Annotated in this window: 2 protein-coding genes; both read right to left on the reverse strand. The window is 75.0% G+C overall.

Annotated elements, in window-relative coordinates; translation table 11 throughout:
• On the reverse strand, positions 1-254 hold a 254-nt coding region (locus H5J29_RS34070), incomplete at its 3' end, for a histidine phosphatase family protein (RefSeq protein ID WP_181784962.1).
• On the reverse strand, positions 251-1,019 hold a 769-nt coding region (gene cobA, locus H5J29_RS34075; protein WP_181784963.1), incomplete at its 5' end, for a uroporphyrinogen-III C-methyltransferase. The genes H5J29_RS34070 and cobA, both read right to left, overlap by 4 nt.

Below are 1,019 nucleotides of genomic sequence, written 5' to 3' on the forward strand. Positions count from 1 at the left end.
CCGTGCGCCTGTTCCCGCAGCTCGAGGCACTCGTGGACCGGCAGCCCGAGGTGCTCGGCGAGGATCCGCGCGGTCTCGGTCGCCCGGAGCTGCGGACTGGTGAGGATCCGCGTGGCGGGCGGTACCCGGATCCAATCCGCCGCGGCACGGGCCTGCGCGCGACCCCGCGCCGTCAGCCCGACGGTCTGGGTGCTCCCCTGCAGCAACCCGGCGGCGTTCCACGTGCTCTCGCCATGCCGGACGAGCAGGGTCATCCCTCGGGCCGCAGCCCCGCCACCGGCCCCACGACCACGATCGCGGGCGGGCTGATCTCGTGCGCCTCGATGTCCGCCGCCACGCCGTCCAGCCGCGACCGCAGCGTGCGCTGGATCCGGGTGGTGCCGTCCTGGATCACCGCGACCGGGGTGTCCGCCGGGCGGCCGTGTGTGATCAGGGCCTCGGCGAAGAGCCCGATCCGCTCCACGGCCATCATCAGCACGATCGTGCCCTTCAGGCGCCCGAGCGCCGGCCAGTCGACGAGGCTGCGCGGGTCGTCCGGCGCGACGTGCCCGGAGACCACCACGATCTCGTGTGCCACCCCGCGGTGGCTGACCGGCACGCCGGCCACGGCGGGCGCCGCGAACGCGCTCGTGATCCCCGGCACCACGGTCACCGGCACGCCGGCGGCCGCACACGCCTGGACCTCCTCGAACCCGCGGCCGTAGACGAACGGGTCACCGCCCTTGAGCCGCACCACGAACTTCCCGGCCTGCGCGTGCTCGACCAGCAGGTCGTTGATCCGCTGCTGGGCCATCGCGCGGCCGTAGGGGATCTTGGAGGCGTCGACGACCTCGACGTCCGGGCCCAGCTCCTCGATCAGGTCGCGGGGACCGAGCCGGTCCGCCACCACGACGTCCGCCCGCGCGAGCAGCCTGCGCCCGCGCACGGTGATCAGCTCGGGGTCCCCGGGACCACCGCCCACCAGCGCGACGCCCGGCAGCACCGGCTCCGCGGAGTCCGCCACGACCCCGGTAGAGGTG

Origin of the sequence: Pseudonocardia pini (assembly GCF_013870575.1) — a bacterium.
GTDB lineage: Bacteria > Actinomycetota > Actinomycetes > Mycobacteriales > Pseudonocardiaceae > Pseudonocardia > Pseudonocardia pini.